The sequence below is a fragment of the Acinetobacter sp. V2 genome (assembly GCF_001188385.1).
Lineage (GTDB): Bacteria > Pseudomonadota > Gammaproteobacteria > Pseudomonadales > Moraxellaceae > Acinetobacter > Acinetobacter oleivorans.
The window spans coordinates 244,063-246,493 of the sequence record NZ_JZFB01000003.1 but is presented as its reverse complement, the minus strand read 5'-3'; the positions used below and the strand labels follow the sequence as shown (position 1 = coordinate 246,493).

The following is a 2,431-nucleotide window of genomic DNA, read 5'->3' as shown; positions in this document are numbered from 1 at the left end:
CCATCCACTAAAATATGAATTGGATCCTCTTCCTCCATTAATGCTGCAATATATAAAAATGGCAAATAATGTTCCGCTGTTGGCACACTCATGTCTGCACCTGGCAAGCGCATATAATCAGCAAGCCTATCTATATGACGTGCAAGTAGATTTTCTTTCACACTTTCATTAAATTGTGTCGCCCACTCATAATATGGAGCATCACTCTGCGAATTCATTTTATAGAGGTTATGAACAACATTACCACTGCCTAAAATTAATATGCCTTGTTTTCGTAATTCACTTAGTTTGCGGGCCAACTTCACATGTTCGGGACCAGAAAGTCTTGAATCAATACTTAATTGCACCACTGGAATATCTGCCTTTGGATAGACATGGGCTAATACAGACCAAGTACCATGATCAAGCCCCCAACCTTGATCCAATATGACTTGCTCAGGGGATAATAGATCTTTAATTTGATGAGCTAACTCAGCATCCCCTTGAGCGGGATATTCAAAATCAAATAGAGCTTGGGGAAAACCACCAAAATCATGGATGGTCTTTGGATGCTGCATTGCAGTTACCCCAATCCCTTTGGTGTACCAATGTGCTGAAATTGCTAAAATTGCCTTAGGCTTTGGTAGATTTAAACCCAGTTCTTGCCACACCAAACTATATCTATTCGTCTCAATAGCATTCATTGGTGTGCCATGACCAAGAAAAACAACTGGCATTTTATAAGGTACTGAATTTGTTGTTCTAACTAAATCCATAAAATTACCTAACCCTATTTCAAAGTATCAATCATCTACATGAACTAAATTTGAATAGTGATAACTTCAATGGATCAGAAAATATTAAAAGTTATCACTAATGACAGACTACGCTTCAACAAGAAATTAAATATTCACAAAATCTTATTGCCCTAAACCAATTTGCTGCATGAATGATTGGTTATCCCAAAATAAATACTCTTCATCCATAGTGCCATTCTTCCAATGACCAACGGTCACCATTTTCACTTTAAATGCTTTACCAGTAGGTGGAATTGTTTTGCCATTACCAATTGGCATTGGTTGACTAAAATTACCTTCCATCTCACCAATAACACTAGTCCACTCTCCAGAAGCAATTCGTACAGGATGCGTTTTAATTGTGGTATTAGGAGCAAAAACGAACATTTTTTTTAATTCAACAATATGGTCAGGAATTCCAACTGTTGTACTTCCATCTGGATAATGTACGCGAATGTTAGCAGCATGACTTTCTTTTAAACGATCCCATTTTTGATTGCTATAAACGTCAAAATCTAAGGTATCAAATTTAACCAGACGTTCCTTACCAATACGTTCCGCTTCTCTATATTGAGCCAGTTCTTTTGCATCTTTTTTTGATAATCCGGAATCTGCTTGGCTGGCAGCAGAACTTAATGTTATGACTAAGCCCAAAGTGATATGGATAAGTACATTTAATCTTTTCATCATATATTTTCCTAGCAGCAATTAGAGAGTGTTTTAGCTAAAAAACTTCACGCTCTTTTAATTATCAGTTCATTATTTGCAAACATTACCAAGACCATTAAAGAATGGATAACGCCTAGATTATGCTTTAGATAATTTAAGCCGTAAATTACATACAAATTTGTAACTACTAGTAGAAGGAATCACATTTATAAAAATATTTTATTAAAATCAATAAACTATGATAAAAATTCAAGATTTAACTACCTCTCTTGATCAGAGACTTCGATAGCCATTTGAGGGGGTTGCCAACGTCTAGCTAATTCATCGAGAGTATCCAACACAACACACAACTCTCGTCCTTGCTCCGTAAAAGAATAGATAACTTCTTGGCGAGGATTATTTGTGGGAACACGTTGTAAAACACCTGCGTCAGTTAAGTATCCAAGTTGCTCATTTAAAACTTTTGTAGAAATTCCAGAAATACTTCGATGCAAGCTATTAAAATTTAATGCGCCTTGTAAACCTAAAGTATGTAAGATATGTATAGACCATTTACCACGAAGCATATTCGTGATGAGTCCTGCAAAACAAACGGGTTCAGGAGTTTTCAAAACCATCAAGTTATTCCTTTTTATCTAAAAAACGATCGTATACTACAAAAACAGTTGATTTAAGCTTCTTTATACATTTGCTCGTAAACTGGTCATTAAAGAATTAATAATTATGAGTAAATTACCTAATAGCTATGGCCAATGATTTTTTACAATATAACCCCTGCTAGCTACCACTTTTTGTTAAATAAACTTATTTAACACCGCATTCTGATAGCACCACTATAACGCTTCTGTTGGTACAAACATTGGTACGATTGCTGGCTTTGGTAGGTTTTTTGGTTTTTTTCCTTACCTATATTTCCCTCTAATTTATCCTAAAGTAATAAAAAAATAATCTAATAATTTTTCTCTTTCATCTGGCTTGTTTGGGTC

General features: G+C 35.1%; 3 protein-coding genes and 1 pseudogene. All 4 read right to left on the bottom strand.

The features are described 5' to 3' along the window. Positions 1–755, bottom strand: a 755-nt coding sequence (ygiD, locus tag UC75_RS12055) for a 4,5-DOPA dioxygenase extradiol (protein ID WP_049837845.1), incomplete at its 3' end; no start/stop codon positions are given. Between the two features lie 144 nt (positions 756–899). After that, positions 900–1,466 (bottom strand): ester cyclase, encoded by a 567-nt coding sequence (locus UC75_RS12050; RefSeq protein WP_228137325.1) that lies wholly within the window; start codon positions 1,464–1,466, stop codon positions 900–902. 239 nt (positions 1,467–1,705) lie between these two features. Then, the gene (locus UC75_RS12045) at positions 1,706–2,062 is read right to left on the bottom strand and encodes a winged helix-turn-helix transcriptional regulator (protein WP_049837730.1); all 357 of its coding nucleotides are present in this window, start codon (positions 2,060–2,062) and stop codon (positions 1,706–1,708) included. Positions 2,063–2,368: 306 nt separating this feature from the next. Continuing rightward, positions 2,369–2,431 (bottom strand): annotated as a pseudogene (locus UC75_RS21460) (TetR family transcriptional regulator); the annotation flags it as partial.

Bases quoted from the DNA above. Each gene is read 5' to 3' on its own strand.
- UC75_RS12050 (WP_228137325.1), bottom strand. From the start codon at position 1,466: ATGATGAAAAGATTAAATGTACTTATCCATATCACTTTGGGCTTAGTC.
- UC75_RS12045 (WP_049837730.1), bottom strand. From the start codon at position 2,062: ATGGTTTTGAAAACTCCTGAACCCGTTTGTTTTGCAGGACTCATCACG.